The organism is Pusillimonas sp. MFBS29 (assembly GCF_020687695.1).
Classification (GTDB): Bacteria; Pseudomonadota; Gammaproteobacteria; order Burkholderiales; family Burkholderiaceae_B; genus Pusillimonas_C.
Genome location: NZ_JAJEWL010000001.1, coordinates 492058 through 510994, shown reverse-complemented (window position 1 = coordinate 510994; position 18937 = coordinate 492058). Strand labels below are relative to the sequence as shown.

Here is an 18937-nt window from a genome sequence, read left to right as displayed (position 1 = left end):
CCTGAAAAGCGCGACGGTCGTAGGCTAAAATTCAGCCATGACTGATGAACTTAAAAAATACCTGCTGTCCGATCACAGCACACGCATTCAGGCCGTCAGGCTAAGCCAGGCCTGGAAAACAGGCATGGCCCACCAGCACTACCCCGCCTGCGTCGAAACCCTGCTCGGAGAGCTCGTCGCTGCCTCTATCCTGCTCACCTCCAACATCAAGTTCGACGGTGCCCTGGTGCTGCAGCTGCACGGCGACGGCCCTATCGCACTGATCGTGGTCGAGTGCACCACCGAGCTGTCTATACGCGCGACCGTGACTGTGCGCGAAGATCACGAGATCCCTGCCGATGGCACGCTGCAAACGCTGCTCAATACCGGCGGCACCGGCCGTTTCGTGGTCACCCTCGATCCAGGCAGCAAGAATGCCGATCTCAAGCCCTACCAGGGCATCATCCCCCTGGAAGGCGACACGGTTGCCCAAGTGCTTGAGCGCTATATGCAAGACTCCGAACAGCTCGATACCCGCCTTTGGCTGGGTTCCGACACCGAGCATGCAGCAGGTCTGCTTCTGCAACGCCTGCCGGCACACGGCGGTCACGAAAGCACGACACCAGAGCAACAGAAAGAATCCTGGGACCGCGTCGGGCACCTTGCCTCTACCCTCAAGCAGGAAGAACTGCTGACCCTGGACATCGACACCCTGATCAAGCGCCTGTTCTGGGAAGAAGAGCTGCTGATTTTCGAACCACAGAGCGTGCGCTGGTATTGCCCATGTTCGCGTGAGCGGGTGGCAGGCATGCTGCAATCACTGGGCCGGGAAGAAATCGAGAGCATTCTTCACGAGCGTCGGAAAATCGATATCCTGTGCAATTTCTGCGGCAAGCCGTATGAGTTCGACGCCGTCGATTGTGCCGGGCTTTTCGTGAGCTCGCCGGGCATGACGCACGACACCGACGGCGGCATTCACTAAGCAGTTTCCACACTCGACACGCCTGCAGCCATGGCGGCACACTAGCTGCCATGTCGTCCCGCCTGCCACCTTCCCGGGCCGTGCTCCGCCACGGCACCCACGCCTTGCCGTCTGCGGCCTGCCCTTGCGGCAAGCCATGCCGGCGGCGTCAGCGCGGCACAGGCATGATCGAATTCTCTGTCGTTGCTGTTCCGGTGTTGCTGCTGGGGCTGGGCAGTATCGAAACCGCGCACTGGCTGCTCACCCGGCAAGTCGTCAGCCTGGCGCTGCTGGAAGCAGCCCGGGCAGGCATCAGCAACCACGCCCGGCCCCAGACTATCGTACAGGCCTTTGAAAAGGCGCTGCTGCCGCTCTTCCCTGCCTCGGCCAGCCGCAGCGCCAGGCAGAACCTCGACCTGGCATTTCAAAAACGCCGTCACGATACCGCCGGCGCCCCCTGGCAAATGGTTGTCGTGTCGCCCACCATGGCCGCCTTCAATGATTTCGCCGATTTGCAACTTGGCCGGGCATCCCACGACGGCCTGCCAACCATCAATAATCATTATCTGTTCGAACAGGATCAACGGCGCCGGGCCCAGGGCTGGGCCAACGGGCTGGGGCCCGAATCCAGATCCAGTATTTACCAGGCAAATACGCTTACCTTGCGCCTGAACTATCTGCATGAACCCGTAGTGCCTGGCATGAAAGGTCTCATGCGTCTGCTGGGTCGGTCAGGCGGCAGCTACGCCCAGCACGCCATGGCGCACGGCTATCTGCCTTTAAGCCGGGAAATCAGCCTGATGATGCAGTCCCATCCGGTGCGCTGGCCAAGCCTGGCAGGCAACAACGTCATACAGCCCGAAGCCCCGGCGCTCACAACCCCCGCAGCCATACTGCCCTGCACAGGGTTATGGTGCATGGCGCCCCAGCCCGCCAGCACCACCCCGGGTCTGCCCAATGTGCCCTGGCGTCCGCCGGCATCCGGGGAACACAGCGGCGCTCCGCACACGCCGGCACAGCCCGATGCATCAGCGCCCGACCCTGCCTCCGGCGATGGCCTGGCCGTCACGCCTGATCACCCCGATTGCGGGCTGACGCTGTGCTGTACATCTGCCGCCGGCACAGCACTCGCCGCAAGCGGTTAAACCCGGCTAATTGCCTTTTTTATCGGGAATTTGTGGAGTCTTGACACGCGGCTCGTGCTCGTTGGGCGCAAGAATCTGTACATAGACCTCGCCTTCCTGAATCATGCCCAGCTCACCGCGGGCACGCTCTTCGATGGCATCGGTACCCGACTTCAAATCCTGCACTTCCGCCTGCAAGGCATTGTTGCGGGCAAGCAGCGCTTCGTTGGTTTCCTGCTGGGCCGCGACTTTATCTTGCAATTCCTTGACCCGCAGCCAGCCACCCTTACCCCACCACAAAGGATACTGGGTAAGAAGGGTGAGTACGGCCAGAACAATGAATAGCAGTCGCATTTTTTACCAACAAACAACCCGGCCGGGCCGGGTTGTTTCTGCAGCCAGTACTACTAGCGCAGGTTGTAGAAGGCGTCGCGGCCAGGATAGGAAGCCACTTCTGCCAGCTCTTCCTCGATACGGAGCAGCTGGTTGTACTTGGCCATGCGGTCGGAACGGGAGAGCGAGCCTGTCTTGATTTGCATGGCATTGGTTGCCACGGCAAGATCGGCAATGGTGGCGTCTTCGGTTTCGCCCGAACGGTGGGATATGACCGCGGTATAGCCTGCACGCTTGGCCATTTCTATGGCAGCAAAGGTTTCGGTCAGGGTGCCGATCTGATTGATCTTGATCAGAATGGAGTTGGCAATGCCTTGGTCGATGCCCTGCTTCAGTATTTTGGTGTTGGTGACAAACAGATCGTCGCCCACCAGCTGGACTTTCTTGCCCAGCTGATCGGACAACAGCTTCCAGCCTTCCCAGTCGTTTTCGGCCATGCCGTCTTCAATGGAGATGATGGGATATTTGTCACACCAGCCGGCCAGCAGGTTGGCAAAGTCGGCCGCGCCCAGGGCAATGCCGCCTTCGCCGGCCAGATGGTATTTACCGTCGCGGTAGAACTCGGAGCTGGCGCAATCAAGACCCAGGGCAATCTGCGAACCCGCCTCGTAGCCGGCTTCGGCAATAGCCTGGAGAATAAGCTGAATGGCCGCTTCGTGGTTGGCCACGTTGGGGGCAAAGCCACCTTCATCGCCCACGGCAGTAGACATGCCCTGCTTGTTGATCAGCTTGGCCAGCGTATGGAAAACTTCGGCACCCATGCGCAGTGCTTCGCGGAAGCTGCCGGCACCTATGGGCAGAATCATGAATTCCTGCATGTCGAGCGTGTTGTTGGCGTGCGCGCCGCCATTGATCACGTTCATCATGGGAACAGGCATCTGCATGGGGCCGCTGCCGCCGAAATAGCGGTACAGCGACAGACCAGAGTCGTCGGCTGCGGCACGCGCAACCGCCATGCTGGCGGCCAGGATGGCATTGGCGCCCAAGCGGCTTTTGGTTTCGGTGCCGTCAAGGTCGATCAGGGTACGATCGACGAAAGTCTGTTCCTGGGCATCAAGGCCCATCAGCGCTTCCGAAATTTCGGTATTCAGGTTCTCGACCGCACGCAGCACGCCTTTGCCGCGATAACGCGCGTCGTCGCCATCGCGCAGTTCGACGGCCTCACGCGAGCCGGTGGAGGCCCCCGACGGCACCGCCGCACGCCCCATCGCGCCAGACTCAAGCAGCACATCACATTCAACGGTGGGGTTACCACGCGAATCCAGAATTTCGCGACCAATGATATCTACAATTGCACTCATGATTTTGACAGTCCTGCCCGAATGTATAAAGTTACGTAATCGCCCGATTGTACCTGCGCAGGCCACGCCACGGATTATATTGCAGTCAAAAGTCCGGAATTTACATACAGTCACGCCCCCGACTGACGCAAGCCCCGCTCCAGTGCCTGCAATGTGGTGCTCAGCTCCTGAATCTTTTCCAGCGGCATGTCACCAAAGGCCTGCTCTATAAAAGCCAGGCGTCTGGGCATGACATCCGCCACCACTTTACGGCCGGCATCGGTCAGGGCCACATTGGTCAATCGGTTGTCGTTTACATCGCTATGACGCTCGACCCAGCCATCACCCTCTATGGCCTTGATATGCCGGGTCAGGGCAGCCGGATCCAGCGAGAGATCCTGTGCCAATTGCTTTTGAGTCAATTCGCCTTGCCGGTGCAATGCCAGCAATATCCGCCAGCGCGGCATCGAATGACCGGTACTGCTTTCAAACGAAGACATCAGTGCGCGATAGGTACGGCCAAGCTGTTGTACAGCCTGCAGTTGCGGAAGTTCATGCATCGGCGGAATCCTTGGGGGCCGGCTTGGGCAGGGTCGTACGCGTAAACCGGATCACCGGCAATCTGTATACCCAGAACAGCGCGATCAGCGCAATCAACAAAGTGGTCATCAAGCCGGAATGTATGGCCTCGACCAGCGAGAGGCGCGCCAGCTCGATCAGCCTGGCGCCCGACAAGCCCTGCACCTGCAGGGTGGCCAGAAAGTCGGCCTGAATGATCTCGTTAACCAGCATCTGGGGATCTTCAAGCAGCTTGAGCCACGATGTACCCTGCCCCTCCGGCACGGCATGACGCACCGCCTCGACATAGTAATGCGTAACCAGGGAGCCCACCACCGCCGTCCCCAGCATGCCACCGACCATGCGCACCGATTGCAGCATGGCCGTGGAAATTCCCAGCAAGGCGCGACCCGCGGTCTCCTGGGCAAAGACGGTAAGGTTGGGCATGACAAAGCCCAGTCCTACCCCGGCCAGCACCATATACACCACCAGCAGCCAGCGGGCAGTATCTTCGTGTGACGTCACCATGCCCACACAGGACACGACCTGAAGCGCAAAGCCGGCGTACAGCATGTAATTGGGTTTGGGCATCCGTATGATGATGCGTGCGTTAACGGCACTGCCCACGGTAATGCAAACCACCAGCGGCGTAATCAGCAAGCCGACCTGCCGGGGCGTCAAGCCAAATCCGCCCTGCAGCATCAGCGGCAGGTAAAACAAAAGCCCGAACAGGATAAAGCCGGTAAACAGCGACAGACAGAACAAGACCGCCAGGCTTTTGTTGCGGAACATGTCCAGGGGAATCAGGGGATGCGGAGAATGTTTTTCCCAGACGATAAGCCCGGCGAATATCAGGCACGAGAACACGCCCAGCGCCACCATGGGCATGCCGGCGCCGTAACGCGGCAGCATCTCGACAAAGAACTGCAGGCTGCCCAGGCCCAAGGCCAGCAATATCGCCCCTTGCCAATCCAGCCGTATGTTGCTGGCCTGAACCTGCCTGATCCGGGGCAAATAACGCCACAGGAAAAACAGGCTGATAAAACCTACGGGCAGATTCACGAAAAATATCGAGCGCCAGCCGGCGTACTCGGTCAGTACACCGCCCAGCGTGGGGCCCACGGCGTTGGCAATACCAAAGGCGCTGGTCAGCAGGATCTGCCAGCGCAAGCGTACATGTGAATCAGGAAACAAGTCGGGAACGCAGGCAAAGGCCGTTCCCACCAGCATCCCGCCTCCCACCCCTTGCAGGGCACGCGCAAATACCAGTTGCAGCATGCTGTCGGCGATGCCGCACAGCACCGAAGCCGACATAAAAACCAGACACGACGCCAGAACGAAAGGCTTGCGGCCATAGTAATCACCCAGCCGCCCGAAGATGGGTATGGTGATGACGGAAGTGAGCAGATAGGCGGTCGCCACCCAGGCGTACAAGTCGAACCCGTTCAGCTCGGCAACTATCGTGGGCAGGGCGGTACCGACAACGGTCTGGTCTATGGCCACCATGACGCTGACAAAGGCCAACCCCAGCATGGCCAGCAAAGACCGTCTGACGGACAGCACCCGCCCGGTTTCCGCAAAGGAATGATCGGAGGGCGGTGACATATACAGATCTATTGACTAATCAATCATTGATAAGTCAACAATTTTAGCAAAAGCGCCACGCCCTCGCAATCGAGGATGCGGCTGACTTTGTTTTTAATCGAGGGCGCCGCTGCTTTTTACGTAGCGATCGATATTCACCAGCGTGGCAAGCAGACTTTCGATCTGATCCAGCGGTACGGCATTCGGGCCATCGGAAAGCGCCTGATCCGGATTGGGATGGGTTTCCATGAAGATGCCGGCAATACCCACAGCAACGGCGGCGCGCGCCAGAACGGGCACGAATTCGCGTTGACCACCCGAACTGGTGCCCTGCCCGCCCGGCAACTGTACCGAATGGGTGGCGTCGAATACGACCGGGCAGCTGGTTTCGCGCATGATGGCCAGCGAACGCATGTCGGAGACTAGATTGTTGTAGCCAAACGAGGCGCCGCGTTCGCAAACCATGATGTTGTGGCCGTCACCACCTGCTTCAAGGGCCGCAGCCCTGGCCTTGGCCACCACCTGGGCCATATCGTGCGGAGCCAGGAACTGCCCCTTCTTGATATTGACCGGCTTAAGCGTGGCGGCACAGGCATGAATGAAATCAGTCTGGCGGCACAGGAAGGCCGGCGTCTGCAGGACATCAACCACGGCCGCCACTTCGGCCACCTGTTCGGTGGTGTGCACGTCGGTCAGCACCGGCACCTGCAACTGTGCCCTGACATCAGCCAGGATCTGCAGGCCTTCTTCCTGACCCGGGCCACGATAAGACTGACCCGAGCTGCGGTTGGCCTTGTCAAACGAGCTTTTGTAGATGAAGGGAATGCCCAGCTTATCGGTGATTTCCTTGAGACGCCCGGCGGTGTCAAAGGCCATTTGCCGGGACTCAATGACGCACGGCCCTGCAATCAGGAAAAACGGATGCTCAAGGCCGGCTTCAAATCCGCACAATTTCATGGCAACTCCTTAGTGATCCGCCTTGCGCTGCTCCTGGTAATCGATGGCCGCCTGGATATAGCTGGAAAACAGGGGATGGCCGTCGCGTGGCGTAGAGGTGAATTCCGGATGGAACTGGACGCCCATGAACCAGGGGTGGTTGGGCAGCTCCATGATTTCGGGCAGGTTTTCGGTAGGCGTGCGCGCACTGATGACCATGCCTGCCTCTTCGAGCCGGGGCACATAGACGTTGTTGACTTCGTAGCGATGACGATGGCGCTCGTTGACTTCCTTGCCGTATATCTGGCTGGCGCGCGAGCCAGGCTTGATCGGGCAGCGCTGGGCACCCTTGCGCATGGTGCCGCCCAGATCGGAACTTGCGTCACGCTTCTCGACCTTGCCTTCCTGGTCTTGCCATTCGGTAATCAGGGCAACAACCGGATGAGGTGCCGCCGGATCGAACTCTGTGCTGTTGGCGCCACCCAGGCCCGCCACATTGCGTGCGAACTCGACAACGGCCAATTGCATGCCCAGGCAAATGCCCAGATAAGGCACACCGTTCTCGCGGGCATGGCGGATGGCCATAATCTTGCCTTCGGTACCGCGCTTGCCAAAGCCGCCCGGAACCAGAATGGCATCAAGCCCCTTCAGGCAGTCGGTACCCTGCATTTCGATTTCTTCAGAATCAAGGTATTCGACAATCACGCGTGAGCGGGTGTGGATGCCTGCGTGCACCAGCGCTTCACTGAGCGACTTGTACGATTCGGTCAGGTCTACATATTTGCCCACCATGCCTATGCGCACGGTGTGCTGAGGACCTTCGATAGCGTCGACCAGACGATCCCACATGGACAAATCGGCGGGCGGCGGCGTGATGCCCAGGGCATCGCACACCAGATTATCCAGGCCTTGCTGATGCAGCATGGCGGGAATCTTGTAAATGGAATCTGCGTCCCAAACAGAAATAACGGCGTCTAGCGGCACATTGGAGAACAGCGAAATCTTGGCCCGCTCGTCGGCCGGAATGGGCCGGTCGGCACGGCAAAGCAGCGCATTCGGATAAATACCAATTTCGCGCAGCTTTTGCACGGAGTGCTGGGTGGGCTTGGTTTTCAGTTCGCCGGCCGAAGCAATGAAAGGCACCAGGGTCAGGTGCACGAACGCGGCATTGTTGCGCCCCAGGCGCAGGCTCATTTGGCGTGCCGCTTCCAGGAAAGGCAGCGATTCGATGTCACCCACGGTACCACCGATTTCGACAATGGCCACGTCGGTGGCGCCGTCGTGGGCTGCCTTGGCACCCCGCGATATGAAATCCTGGATCTCGTTGGTGATATGGGGAATGACCTGCACGGTCTTGCCCAGATAATCACCACGGCGCTCTTTGCGCAGCACAGACTCGTAGATCTGGCCGGTGGTGAAGTTGTTGACCTTGCGCATGCGCGTGCTGATGAAGCGCTCGTAGTGGCCCAGATCAAGATCGGTTTCGGCGCCATCTTCGGTAACGAAGACCTCACCGTGCTGGAAGGGGCTCATGGTGCCCGGATCGACGTTGATGTACGGATCGAGCTTCAGCATGGTGACACGCAGGCCACGCGATTCAAGAATGGCTGCCAGCGAGGCTGCAGCAATGCCTTTACCGAGGGAAGAAACGACGCCGCCGGTGACAAATACGTATTTGGTCATTGTGAATTTACATGCCCGGGGCTAGCGGGCAGGAGCGGGAAATTTGGATTATAGCCCGATCAAATCGGGCGGGTGCGTTCAAGCAGCCATTCTTTTGCATTGCCCTGGACCAGCGGCAACAAACGCCGGCAAACCTCTTCGTGATAGCTGTTGAGCCAGCCCCGCTCGCCCTCGGACAACAGCCCCACATTGACGCAACGGGTGTCGATCGGGCACAAGGTCAGGGTTTCAAACTTCAGGAATTCGCCAAACTCGGTTTGCGGACCGGCTACGGCCAACACCAGGTTTTCTATGCGTATGCCCCATTTGCCTGGCCGGTAAAGACCGGGTTCGTTCGAGGTGATCATGCCCGGCTCCATGGCCATATTGGGCGTGATGCCGGCACGATAGGCGATGGACTGCGGACCTTCATGCACGTTCATGAAATACCCCACACCGTGGCCGGTACCATGACCGTAATCCGCCCCCGTCTGCCAGATCGGCATGCGTGCAATGGTGTCGAGCAAAGGTGATGCGGTACCGCGCGGAAACACCGCCTGCGACAAGGCGATCATGCCCTTGAGCACGGCGGTGTAATCTTGCTTTTGCGCATCGCTGACCTGCCCTACCGGCACGACGCGGGTGATATCGGTAGTCCCGCCCAGGTATTGTCCGCCGGAATCGATCAGCAACAGACCATCGCCCTGGATCACGGCATGGGCCTGTTCCGTGGCATGGTAGTGCGGCATCGCGCCATTCGCGTTGTAGGCCGCAATCGTGCCAAAGCTGGGTGTGACGAAATCGGGCTGCCGCGCGCGCGCTGCAGTGATCTGCTCGTCGATGGTGATTTCAGTGATCTGCTCGCGACCTTGCGCCGCCTCGAACCAGGCAAAAAACTCGCATAAGGCCGCACCATCGCGCTCCATGGTTCTGCGCACGTTTTCGGCTTCAGCCTGATTCTTGCGCGACTTGAGCAGCTGCGAGGGGTTGATGGCCTCGGTTACGTCGACGAAAGCCGCCGCACCATACGTGCCGACCGTGACTCGTGCCGGGTCGACCAGCAGGACCTGACCTTCGGGCAGGCAAGCCAGCGCCCCGGCCGCCTCTGAATAGGGCGCGATCGTGACACCATCTTCCAGCAGGCGTTGCCGCAAGTCATCGGAAATTTTTTCGGGCGCAACAAACAGGCGGGCGCTGTCAGCCCCTATGAGCGCATACGCCAGGAATACCGGGTTATACGGCACATCATTGCCGCGCAGGCCAAACACCCAGGCAATATCATCAAGCGATGACAGCCAGTGCCAGTCAGCCTTGTGACTGGCCATGGCAGCACGCACTCCGGCCAGATTATCGGCCCGGCTGCGGCATGCAAACGGCGGCAGATGCTCGAACACACTGCCCTGCGGAAGCGACGGACGCTGCTCCCAGATGTCATCCAGCACATCGACGTCGGTCAGTAACGCAACACCCTTTGCGGCCAGCGTTTCCTGCCATTGCCTGAACGTTTGCAGCGCCAGTACCTGGCCATCGACACTAACACGGTCGGCCCGCGCAAGGTGATCGGCCAGCCAGGCGGCCGGCCCCGGTACATCAGGCTGGCCTGCACGCATCAGCGTAATGCCTGTCGACTGCAGATCGTTTGCGGCCTGCTCCCAGTATCGGCTGTCGGTCCAGAGGCCGGCAAAGGTGTCAGTGACCACCAGCGTACCGGCCGAGCCGTCAAAGCCGCTGAGCCACTGCCGGCCCTGCCAGCGTTCCGGCAGATATTCCGACAAATGCGGATCAGAGGTAGGAATGACGCAGGCCTGTACCTGGCGCGACCGCAGGGCCGCGCGCAGGGCCCGGATACGTTGAACCGGATCAGGCAACGGATGAGACATCGAGCTTGGCAGTTGTTTTGGACTGGATTTCTTCCACGGTGACGCCCGGCGCAAGTTCAATCAGCTTGAGCCCGTTGTCAGTCACTTCCATGACACCCAGGTCAGTGATGATCAGGTTCACCACACCCAGGCCTGTCAGGGGCAAGGTGCATTCGGGCAGCAGTTTGATGTCTTCCGTGCCGTCTTTCTTGCGGGCAACGTGTTCCATCAGCACGACGACCTTGCCGACGCCGGCCACCAGGTCCATCGCACCGCCCATACCCTTGACCATCTTGCCAGGAATCATCCAGTTGGCCAGATCGCCCTTTTCAGACACTTGCATGGCGCCCAGGATGGCCAGATTGATCTTGCCGCCACGTATCATGGCAAAGGAGTCGGCCGAGGCGAATATGGATGACCCCGGCAACGTGGTAACCGTTTGCTTGCCGGCGTTGATCAGGTCGGCATCGATCTCTTCTTCGGTCGGGAACGGGCCTATGCCCAGCAAGCCGTTTTCAGACTGCAGCCACACTTCCATGCCTTCGGGCACGTGGTTGGCCACCAGCGTGGGCAGGCCTATGCCCAGATTCACATAAAAACCGTCTTGCAGTTCACGCGCAGCGCGCGCTGCCATTTCATCACGATTCCAAGCCATTGTTATGCTCCTTGCGCGTTGCGGACAGTACGTTGTTCTATGCGTTTTTCAGGGCTGGTATTAAGCACGATGCGGTGTGCGTAAATACCTGGCAGATGTACCTCGTCAGGATCCATGGCGCCCAGTTCAACGATTTCTTCGACCTCGACGATGGTGATCTTGCCCGCCATGGCCACGTTGGGATTGAAGTTGCGGGCAGTCTTGCGAAATTGCAGGTTGCCGCTGCGGTCGGCCCGGTAGGCCTTGACCAGTGATACGTCGGGCACGATGGAGCGTTCCATCACATAGGTATCGCCGTCGAACTCGCGCAACTCTTTGCCATCGGCCACCACGGTGCCCACACCCGTACGGGTGAAGAAAGCGGGAATGCCTGCACCGCCGGCACGCAGTTTTTCGGCCAGCGTGCCCTGGGGCGTGAATTCCAGCTCAAGCTCGCCGGCCAGATACTGACGCGCAAACTCTTTGTTTTCGCCCACATACGAGGCAATCATTTTTTTGATCTGGCGGGTAGCCAGCAACTGACCGAGGCCGAAATCGTCGACCCCCGCGTTATTGCTGACGCAGGTCAGGTTCTGCACGCCTGAATCACGCAGCGCGGCAATGAGGGCCTCAGGGATGCCGCAAAGACCGAAGCCGCCAACCGCTATGGTCTGGCCGTCGGCAACGACGCCCTTGAGCGCTTCTGCGGCGCTGGCATAGACTTTATCCATTACTCCTATCCTTATTCAAGTGTCATTCATCGACCTGGGGTTGCAATACCTTCGGCCAGAAAAATCATTGTGCTGTCATCAATTCTGCCAGATCTGCCAACTGCTGTTCAGACCACGGCACAGACTTGCCGGTATCCGCATCTGCGTTCACCAGCACGTACCGGCCTTTTGCATAGAGTACACCGGGTTCATCGTCACGCTCGAGCAGGGCTTCCATTTCCATGCTGGACCGGCCTGTGCGAACCAGTACCTGGGTAATCACCACGGTAGCCGGATACAGCAGCTGCTTCATGAAATCGCATGAAGTGTGGGCCAGCAATGTTACGGTACGCGCAGGCCGGGTCGCGTTCATCTGTGTGAACAACTGCATCCGCGCCTCCTCGAAATAGCGAAAATACACGGTATTATTCACATGATTCAAGGCGTCGAGATCACCCCAGCGTACTTTCACCGCACAACGATAGCAGCTTCCGGTGGGCGGCTGTGTAGATGAGGTTATTATTTGCATTGTCTCGGCGTCCTTTTGCGGGCTCAACAGTATCAATGAGTATAACTTGACGCCAGCCACTAACATTTATTTGAAGCGTCGCAGTTTCGAGGCGCAGCACCTCATGCAAGACACAGGGAGAATTTCGTAATGTCCGAACGTGAATCAATGGAGTACGACGTCGTCATCGTCGGTGGCGGGCCGGCTGGCCTGTCCAGCGCGATCCGGCTTAAGCAACTGGCGGCCCAGCACGACCATGAAATCAGCGTTTGTGTACTTGAAAAAGGCCCCGAAATCGGTGCACATATCCTGTCGGGTGCAGTCATGGACCCTCAGGCGCTGACCGAACTGATCCCCGACTGGAAAGAAAAAGGCGCCCCGCTGGAAACCGCCGTCACCGAAGACAAATTCCTGTTCCTCACCGAAAAAGGATCGCGCAAGACACCCAACTGGCTATTGCCGGAATGCTTTCAGAACCATGGCAACTACATTGTTCAGCTGGGCAATGTCACACGCTGGCTGGGCGAGCAGGCCGAAGCGCTGGAAATCGATATCTTCCCGGGTTTTGCAGCCGCTGAAATCCTGTATACCGACGATGGCGCGGTAAAAGGCGTGGCCACCGGCGACATGGGTGTCGCCCGCGACGGCACTCATACCGCACATTACCAGCCGGGCATGGAATTGCTGGCACGCTACACCATCTTCGCCGAAGGTTCGCGCGGACAGCTGGGCCGCCAGCTTATCGAGCGCTACAAGCTTGATGCCGGCCGCAACCCGCAAAGCTACGGTATAGGCATCAAGGAAATGTGGGAAGTCGACCCCGCCCAATCCCAGCCTGGCCTGGTCGTCCACACGGCAGGCTGGCCCCTGGATTCCGACACCTATGGTGGCTCCTTCCTTTATCACCTGCCCAACAACATCGTGGTCGTGGGCCTGGTGGTCGGTCTTGATTACGCCAACCCCTGGCTGTCGCCCTTCGAAGAATTCCAGCGCTATAAAACCCACCCTTCCATCCGTCCCTCCTTCGAAGGCGGCAAGCGCATCGCCTATGGCGCCCGTTCGCTTACCGCAGGCGGTTTGATGTCTCTGCCCAAGCTGTGTTTCCCGGGCGGCGTGCTGGTCGGCTGCGAAGCCGGCGTATTGAACGCATCGCGCATCAAAGGCAGTCACTCGGCCATCAAGACCGGTGCGCTGGCAGCCGAAGCCGCCTTCGAGGCTATCGTGGCTGATCGCCGCCACGACGAGCTGGTGGCCTATCCCACTGCGTTCCAGAACTCATGGCTGCACGCCGAGCTGAACAAAGCCCGGAATTTCAAACAGTGGTTCAAGAAAGGGCGCACCATCGCCACCATCATGACCGGTGTCGAGCAATGGCTGCTCAAGGGCAAGATGCCCTGGACCTTGCGTCATAACAAGCCTGATCACGCCTGTCTGCAGCCGGCAGCCGAATGCGCTCGCATCGACTACCCCAAACCCGACGGCAAGCTGACGTTCGACCGCCTCAGTTCGGTGTTTATCTCGAACACCAACCACGAGGAAGACGAGCCCATACACCTTACGCTCAAAGACGCTTCCATACCGGTGTCGGTGAATCTGGCCAAATACGGTGGCCCCGAAGCGCGTTACTGCCCCGCCGGCGTATACGAGTTCGTCAAGACCGACAACGGCGAGGATCGCCTGCAGATCAACGCGCAGAACTGCGTGCACTGCAAAACCTGCGACATCAAGGATCCTACCCAGAATATCGTATGGGTCGCGCCCCAGGGCGGTGAAGGCCCCGTTTACAACGGTATGTAAAGCGGCGCAGCAAAGCGCGTGGCTTCAGGGCCGCGCGCTGCCCCGGCTGCCTTCCAGATTCACGATCACCAACCCCATCATGATGAAGGCGACGCCGAACAGTTCGGCGGTGCTGGGCTGCTCCGACAAAAACAGCCAGGCCAGCAACACCGTCAGTACAGGAACACCCAGGCTGGACATCCCCGCCACCGTGGCACTCACGCGTCGCACCACCGACATCCACAGCCACCAGCCCAGCGCCGATGCGCCGATCGCCGTGTAGGCCAGTCCCCAGAACAGTTCGGGTGACAAGATCATCTCCTGCTGCGGAAAAATCAGGGTTACCGGAAAAGTAAGCAGCGTTCCCAAGGCCATCTGCCACATCGTCAAGGTCAGCACCTTGGGCGCATGGCGCTGGAACATGATCTTGGACAGTACCGCCCCGAGGCCCCAGCTGACGCCCCCCAGCAGCGCCAGCAAGGATCCGGTAAGCGAGCCCAGCCCCTGCCAGGGCGCAATAATTGCAATCAGGCCCACGCCCGCACAGATAAAGCCCAGCACATGGCGGCGTGTAGGACGCTCACCCAGCAAAGGCCAGGCAAACAGCGCCACCCAGAACGGCATGGTGTAGGCCAGCATGACGACATGACCGGCGCCCCCCGTGACCAGCGCAAGCTGGCACAAGCATTGAAACGCGGTAGTCTGGAAAACGGCAATACCAAGCGTCAGCATGAAGGGCGGACACTTCAACGGCTGCCGGGTAACCAGCAAAACGACCAGCAAAGCGACAAAGGCCAGGGCATAGCGCCACATGACCAGATCGAAAGGCCCGATATACGGCACCAGGCTTTTCATGGCGATCCAGCTGAACCCCCACATGGCCACTGTCAATCCCATCAACAGCAACGCAATATGATCGTTCTGCTTTGTTTCCACGCTCTACTCCAATGCGGCGCAAGACCTGCCGTGGCCCGGCCAAATAAAAATCAGGCCGAAGCCTGATTCAGAAAGAAGCAATGATAATACGGACGTGATCGTGTTTGGTTAATTAGAATCGCAACCAACCAAACACAAGCCTTCCGCCAATCAGTGTGCCTGAGACAACTGATCGAGAATCGCAGGATTCTCGAGTGTGGACACGTCTTGCGTAACCGCTTCGCCCTTGGCCACCACACGCAGCAATCGGCGCATGATCTTGCCCGATCGGGTCTTGGGCAGGTTTTCACCGAAACGAATGTCTTTCGGCTTGGCGATGGGGCCTATTTCCTTGGCCACCCAGGCGCGTAACAGCCGGGCTATGTCGGCGGCCTCTTCGCCTTCCGGCAAGGCCTGCTTAAGTACCACGAAGGCCACCACGGCCTCGCCAGTCGTCGCATCGGGACGGCCCACCACAGCAGCCTCGGCCACCAGTTCATGCGACACCAGGGCCGATTCCACTTCCATGGTGCCCAGGCGGTGGCCCGACACATTCAATACGTCGTCTATGCGGCCCATGATCCAGAAGTAGTCGTCCTGGTCGCGTTGTGCGCCGTCACCTGCCAGGTAATGGCCCTTGAGCTCTGGCGGAAAATAGCTTTTCTTGAAACGCTCCGGATCGCCCCAGATGGTGCGTATCATGGCCGGCCACGGACGCTTGATCACCAGGAAGCCGCCCTTGCCACGGCCGACTTCCTCGCCGGCCTCGTCGACAATGGCTGCCGCAATGCCGGGCAGTGGCAATGTGCAGGAACCTGGCTTGAGCGGTGTGGCGCCCGGCAAAGGCGTGATCATATGCGCGCCGGTTTCGGTCTGCCACCAGGTATCCAGCACCGGGCAGCGCTCGCCACCCACGTTCTTGAAATACCACATCCAGGCTTCCGGGTTGATGGGCTCACCCACCGAACCGATGATGCGCAGCGAGCTCATGTCGTATTTGCGCGGATGGTGATCGGGCGAACTTTCAGCGGCCTTGGTCAGCGACCTGATTGCCGTGGGCGCCGTATAGAAAACGGTGACCTTATGGCGCTGTATCATTTCCCAGAAGCGACCTGCGTCGGGATAGGTCGGCACACCTTCAAATACCACCTGAGTCAGCCCGGCAGCCAGCGGCCCGTAGGTGATATAGGTATGACCTGTTACCCAGCCCACATCGGCCGTACACCAGAACACATCGCTGTCCTTGGCGTCGAATGTCCACTTCACCGTCATCAACGCCCACAGCAGGAAACCTGCCGAGGCATGCTGGACACCCTTGGGCTTGCCCGTGGAGCCCGAGGTATACAAAATGAACAAGGGATGCTCGGCGTTTACCGCAACCGGTGTGCAGTCGCCGGACTGATTCGCTGCCACATCGTGCATCCACAAGTCGCGCCCTTCCTGCCAGGCCACCTGGCCTCCGGTACGCTTGTAAACAATCACATGATTAACGGCTTCACAACCGCCCATGCCCAGGGCTTCGTCGACCGCGCTCTTCAGGGGTATGGTCTTGCCACCCCGCACCTGTTCATCGGCGGTAATGATCAGCGTGGCACCAACATCAAGGGTGCGCTCGTGCAGGCTTTTCGACGAAAAGCCGCCAAACACCACCGAGTGGATAATGCCCAGGCGGGCGCAGGCCTGCATGGCCACCACCGCCTCGATGGACATGGGCATGTAAATAATGGCGCGCTCGCCGGTTTTGTGGCCCAGGGCCTTGATGCCGTTGGCAAACTCACACACGCGGGCATGCAATTGCCTGTAGGTAATCTTGGTGACCTTGCCGTCGTCAGACTCGAAGATAAGCGCGGTTTTGTCGGCGGTTGGGGTGTCAAGATGCTTGTCCAGGCAGTTAGCTGAAACATTCAGCTCACCATCGCCAAACCAACGATAAAACGGCGCTTCCGACTCATCGAGCACGGTGCTGAACGGCTTGGTCCAGTTCAGGTTTTCGCGTGCAAGACTCGCCCAGAACTCATCCGGATTCTTGTCTGCCTGCTCGCACAAGGCACGGTAACCATCCATACCGGATATGGCCGCTCCCTGCACCAGATTTTCGAAAGGGGGAAATACCCGATTCTCGATCAATACGGATTCAATCTCATTAGACATTCTTTTGGCTCCTTCTTAGTCGAATTATTCAATTACCGTAGCTCACAAGTCTTACATCACGCTGACAACTCGCGCGCTCGCATACCACGGGCGAAATCCAGACGGCTGATGACGGCCAGGCCGGCCACGAAAAACACACCTGTGCATAATAGCGCCAGCCGATGATTGCCACCCGTTATCCAGGTAACCAGTCCGTAGGACAAGGGCCCCACCACTGCGGCAAGCTGTATGGCAAACGTCCAGAGCGAATAAAATTCGGCCAGCCGCTTGCCGGGCGCGAGCGCACCAACCATAGCCCGCCCTGCGCTCTGGCTGGTGCCCATGCACAGGCCGGCAATCGTTGCTGCCAGCCAGAACACCCACACCTGAACGGCGCTATAGGCCAGCAGGACCATGACAATCCAGCCCACCAGCGTAACAGTGAGCGCACGCTTGTGACCCATGCGATCCTGAGCGTAACCAAACAGGAAAGCGCCCGCCGCCGCCGCAATATTTACGGTAAAGACCAGCATCATGGTCTGTGCCATGCTGAAACCCATGGCCTCGGTAGCATAAACCGCCGCCAGCGTGACCACGACGGCAATACCGGCCTGATAGCAAGCACCGCAAATCAGCAAAATACGAAAATCAGGAAAATTTGTGGACGTGTCATGCCATGCCGCCCTCAGGCGCGCCAGCATGCCTTGCACCGGTTGGTGGGTAGCAGGTGTGCGTTCACGCAGGAACAGGAAGGACGGTATGGCAGCCAGCGCAAAAATAACCGCTGTCAGCACCATGACATAAGGCACGTACTGGCCTGCGGTCTGCCCCTGTGCGCTGGCCCAGGATACCAGTACCAGAGAAAGACCCAGCGCCAGCATGCCGCCAAAATAGCCGAAGCTCCAGCCCCAGCCCGAGACTCGCCCCAATGCGTGTGGCCGGGCAATTTCCGGCAGAAAGGCCGCAACGATGGACTCGCCCACGCAATAACAATAATTGGCCAGGGCGATCACAATCAGCCCCCAGGCGATGTCGCCCGGCCCCGTGAAGGCAAGCATGGCCGTTCCGATCACGCAGCCGATGGTGCTGCTGAACAGCAGCCGGCGCTTGCCGGCCCGCGCATCGGCACGGGCACCCAGGGCAGGCATGGTCAGCATGATCAGCAAATACGACAGCGACAAGGCTACTGTGAAAGCCAGGGTTCCCCAGGTCTTGCCTTCAGCCACGACACCAACGAAATAAACGCTGAATACCGTCGTGAGAACAACCGTGGTGAAACCCGAATTTGCAAAATCGTACATGGCCCAGGCCCAGACCTCACGTCTGGCAACGCCTGGGTTCAGCGCAGACTGCGATGCAGGCAGCGCAGAGTTCACGCCTGCAGCGCCGCAATGCCCGCACGGGCAATTTCGGCGTCTTCCGAGGATTTCACACCCGATACGCCAACCGCGCCAACCACCTGCCCATCGACTACGACAGGTACGCCCCCTTCCAGCATGCCTGGTAATGCATGAATCGACAAAAAGGCAGTACGGCCCTGATTGATGACGTCTTCGTAGCTTTTTGATTCACGCCGCCCCAAGGCCGCCGTCTGGGCCTTGGCCGGCGCAATATGTGCCGAGACAGGCGCCGCACCGTCGAGCCGCAGCATGCCCAGCGGATGACCACCGTCATCAACCACCGAAATGGTCACGGCCCAATTATTGGTAACAGCATGATTCTGGGCAGCAGACAATATCGCCTGGACATCAGCAAGACTCAGTACGGGTTTGGTATTCATGTTTTTCCCTATGCGAATGGATAAATTGTTACATCAAGTGCCGCTGCAGTAGATCGGCGCGGCCTATAGACTAGCCTGCGCGTCCCTGCTAGTAAAGGCAATACTAGGGTATACCTGCATACGAAAATCATCCTTTTGAGGGCAAAAC

The 18937-nt window shown here is 59.1% G+C and carries 17 protein-coding genes; 3 read left to right on the top strand and 14 right to left on the bottom strand.

The features are described 5' to 3' along the window. The first annotated feature begins 37 nt into the window (after positions 1–37). The gene (hslO, locus tag LKR43_RS02440; protein WP_227682242.1) at positions 38–961 is read left to right on the top strand and encodes an Hsp33 family molecular chaperone HslO; all 924 of its coding nucleotides are present in this window, start codon (positions 38–40) and stop codon (positions 959–961) included. Positions 962–1125: 164 nt separating this feature from the next. After that, positions 1126–2085, top strand: a complete 960-nt coding sequence (locus LKR43_RS02435; RefSeq protein WP_255675915.1) for a TadE/TadG family type IV pilus assembly protein — start codon at positions 1126–1128, stop codon at positions 2083–2085. Positions 2086–2091: 6 nt separating this feature from the next. Here LKR43_RS02435 and ftsB read toward each other — a convergent pair whose 3' ends face one another. The 10 genes from ftsB to LKR43_RS02385 form a co-directional block, all read right to left on the bottom strand. Then, positions 2092–2418 (bottom strand): cell division protein FtsB, encoded by a 327-nt coding sequence (gene ftsB, locus LKR43_RS02430; RefSeq protein ID WP_227682240.1) that lies wholly within the window; start codon positions 2416–2418, stop codon positions 2092–2094. A 53-nt stretch (positions 2419–2471) separates the two neighbouring features. Next, positions 2472–3758 carry a phosphopyruvate hydratase gene (gene eno, locus LKR43_RS02425; RefSeq protein ID WP_227682239.1) on the bottom strand — a complete coding sequence of 429 codons (1287 nt, stop codon included), beginning with the start codon at positions 3756–3758 and terminating at the stop codon, positions 2472–2474. Positions 3759–3868: 110 nt separating this feature from the next. After that, on the bottom strand, positions 3869–4297 hold the full coding sequence (locus tag LKR43_RS02420) for a MarR family winged helix-turn-helix transcriptional regulator (protein WP_227682238.1): 429 nt from the start codon (positions 4295–4297) through the stop codon (positions 3869–3871). Next, the gene (locus LKR43_RS02415) at positions 4290–5900 is read right to left on the bottom strand and encodes an MFS transporter (RefSeq protein ID WP_227682237.1); all 1611 of its coding nucleotides are present in this window, start codon (positions 5898–5900) and stop codon (positions 4290–4292) included. Before LKR43_RS02415 ends, LKR43_RS02420 begins: the two co-directional genes overlap by 8 nt. A 93-nt stretch (positions 5901–5993) precedes the next feature. Then, positions 5994–6836, bottom strand: coding sequence for a 3-deoxy-8-phosphooctulonate synthase (gene kdsA, locus LKR43_RS02410; protein WP_227682236.1), 843 nt, complete (start codon positions 6834–6836; stop codon positions 5994–5996). Positions 6837–6845: 9 nt separating this feature from the next. Beyond that, positions 6846–8498, bottom strand: coding sequence for a CTP synthase (locus LKR43_RS02405; RefSeq protein WP_227682235.1), 1653 nt, complete (start codon positions 8496–8498; stop codon positions 6846–6848). Between the two features lie 59 nt (positions 8499–8557). After that, positions 8558–10357, bottom strand: coding sequence for an aminopeptidase P family protein (locus LKR43_RS02400; RefSeq protein ID WP_227682234.1), 1800 nt, complete (start codon positions 10355–10357; stop codon positions 8558–8560). Further along, a complete protein-coding gene (locus tag LKR43_RS02395; protein ID WP_227682233.1) occupies positions 10338–10991 on the bottom strand; it encodes a CoA transferase subunit B in 654 nt (217 codons plus the stop codon). Before LKR43_RS02395 ends, LKR43_RS02400 begins: the two co-directional genes overlap by 20 nt. Before the next feature lie 2 nt (positions 10992–10993). Then, on the bottom strand, positions 10994–11701 hold the full coding sequence (locus tag LKR43_RS02390) for a CoA transferase subunit A (protein WP_227682232.1): 708 nt from the start codon (positions 11699–11701) through the stop codon (positions 10994–10996). A 64-nt stretch (positions 11702–11765) separates the two neighbouring features. Then, complete coding sequence (locus tag LKR43_RS02385) at positions 11766–12209, bottom strand: thioesterase family protein (RefSeq protein ID WP_227682231.1); 444 nt, start codon at positions 12207–12209, stop codon at positions 11766–11768. 129 nt (positions 12210–12338) lie between these two features. Here LKR43_RS02385 and LKR43_RS02380 point away from each other — a divergent pair, with 129 nt between their 5' ends. Next, a complete protein-coding gene (locus LKR43_RS02380; RefSeq protein ID WP_227682230.1) occupies positions 12339–13985 on the top strand; it encodes an electron transfer flavoprotein-ubiquinone oxidoreductase in 1647 nt (548 codons plus the stop codon). Positions 13986–14009: 24 nt separating this feature from the next. Here the strand turns inward: LKR43_RS02380 and LKR43_RS02375 are convergent, their stop codons facing one another. The 4 genes from LKR43_RS02375 to LKR43_RS02360 form a co-directional block, all read right to left on the bottom strand. Beyond that, positions 14010–14900 carry a DMT family transporter gene (locus LKR43_RS02375; RefSeq protein ID WP_227682229.1) on the bottom strand — a complete coding sequence of 297 codons (891 nt, stop codon included), beginning with the start codon at positions 14898–14900 and terminating at the stop codon, positions 14010–14012. 150 nt (positions 14901–15050) lie between these two features. Next, complete coding sequence (gene acs / locus LKR43_RS02370) at positions 15051–17030, bottom strand: acetate--CoA ligase (RefSeq protein ID WP_227682228.1); 1980 nt, start codon at positions 17028–17030, stop codon at positions 15051–15053. A 56-nt stretch (positions 17031–17086) separates the two neighbouring features. After that, positions 17087–18385: an MFS transporter gene (locus LKR43_RS02365; protein WP_370632051.1), complete on the bottom strand. Its 1299-nt coding sequence runs from the start codon at positions 18383–18385 to the stop codon at positions 17087–17089. Next, positions 18382–18789 carry a heme-binding protein gene (locus LKR43_RS02360; RefSeq protein WP_227682227.1) on the bottom strand — a complete coding sequence of 136 codons (408 nt, stop codon included), beginning with the start codon at positions 18787–18789 and terminating at the stop codon, positions 18382–18384. The genes LKR43_RS02365 and LKR43_RS02360 overlap by 4 nt, the downstream gene beginning before the upstream one ends. Positions 18790–18937: the final 148 nt, after the last annotated feature.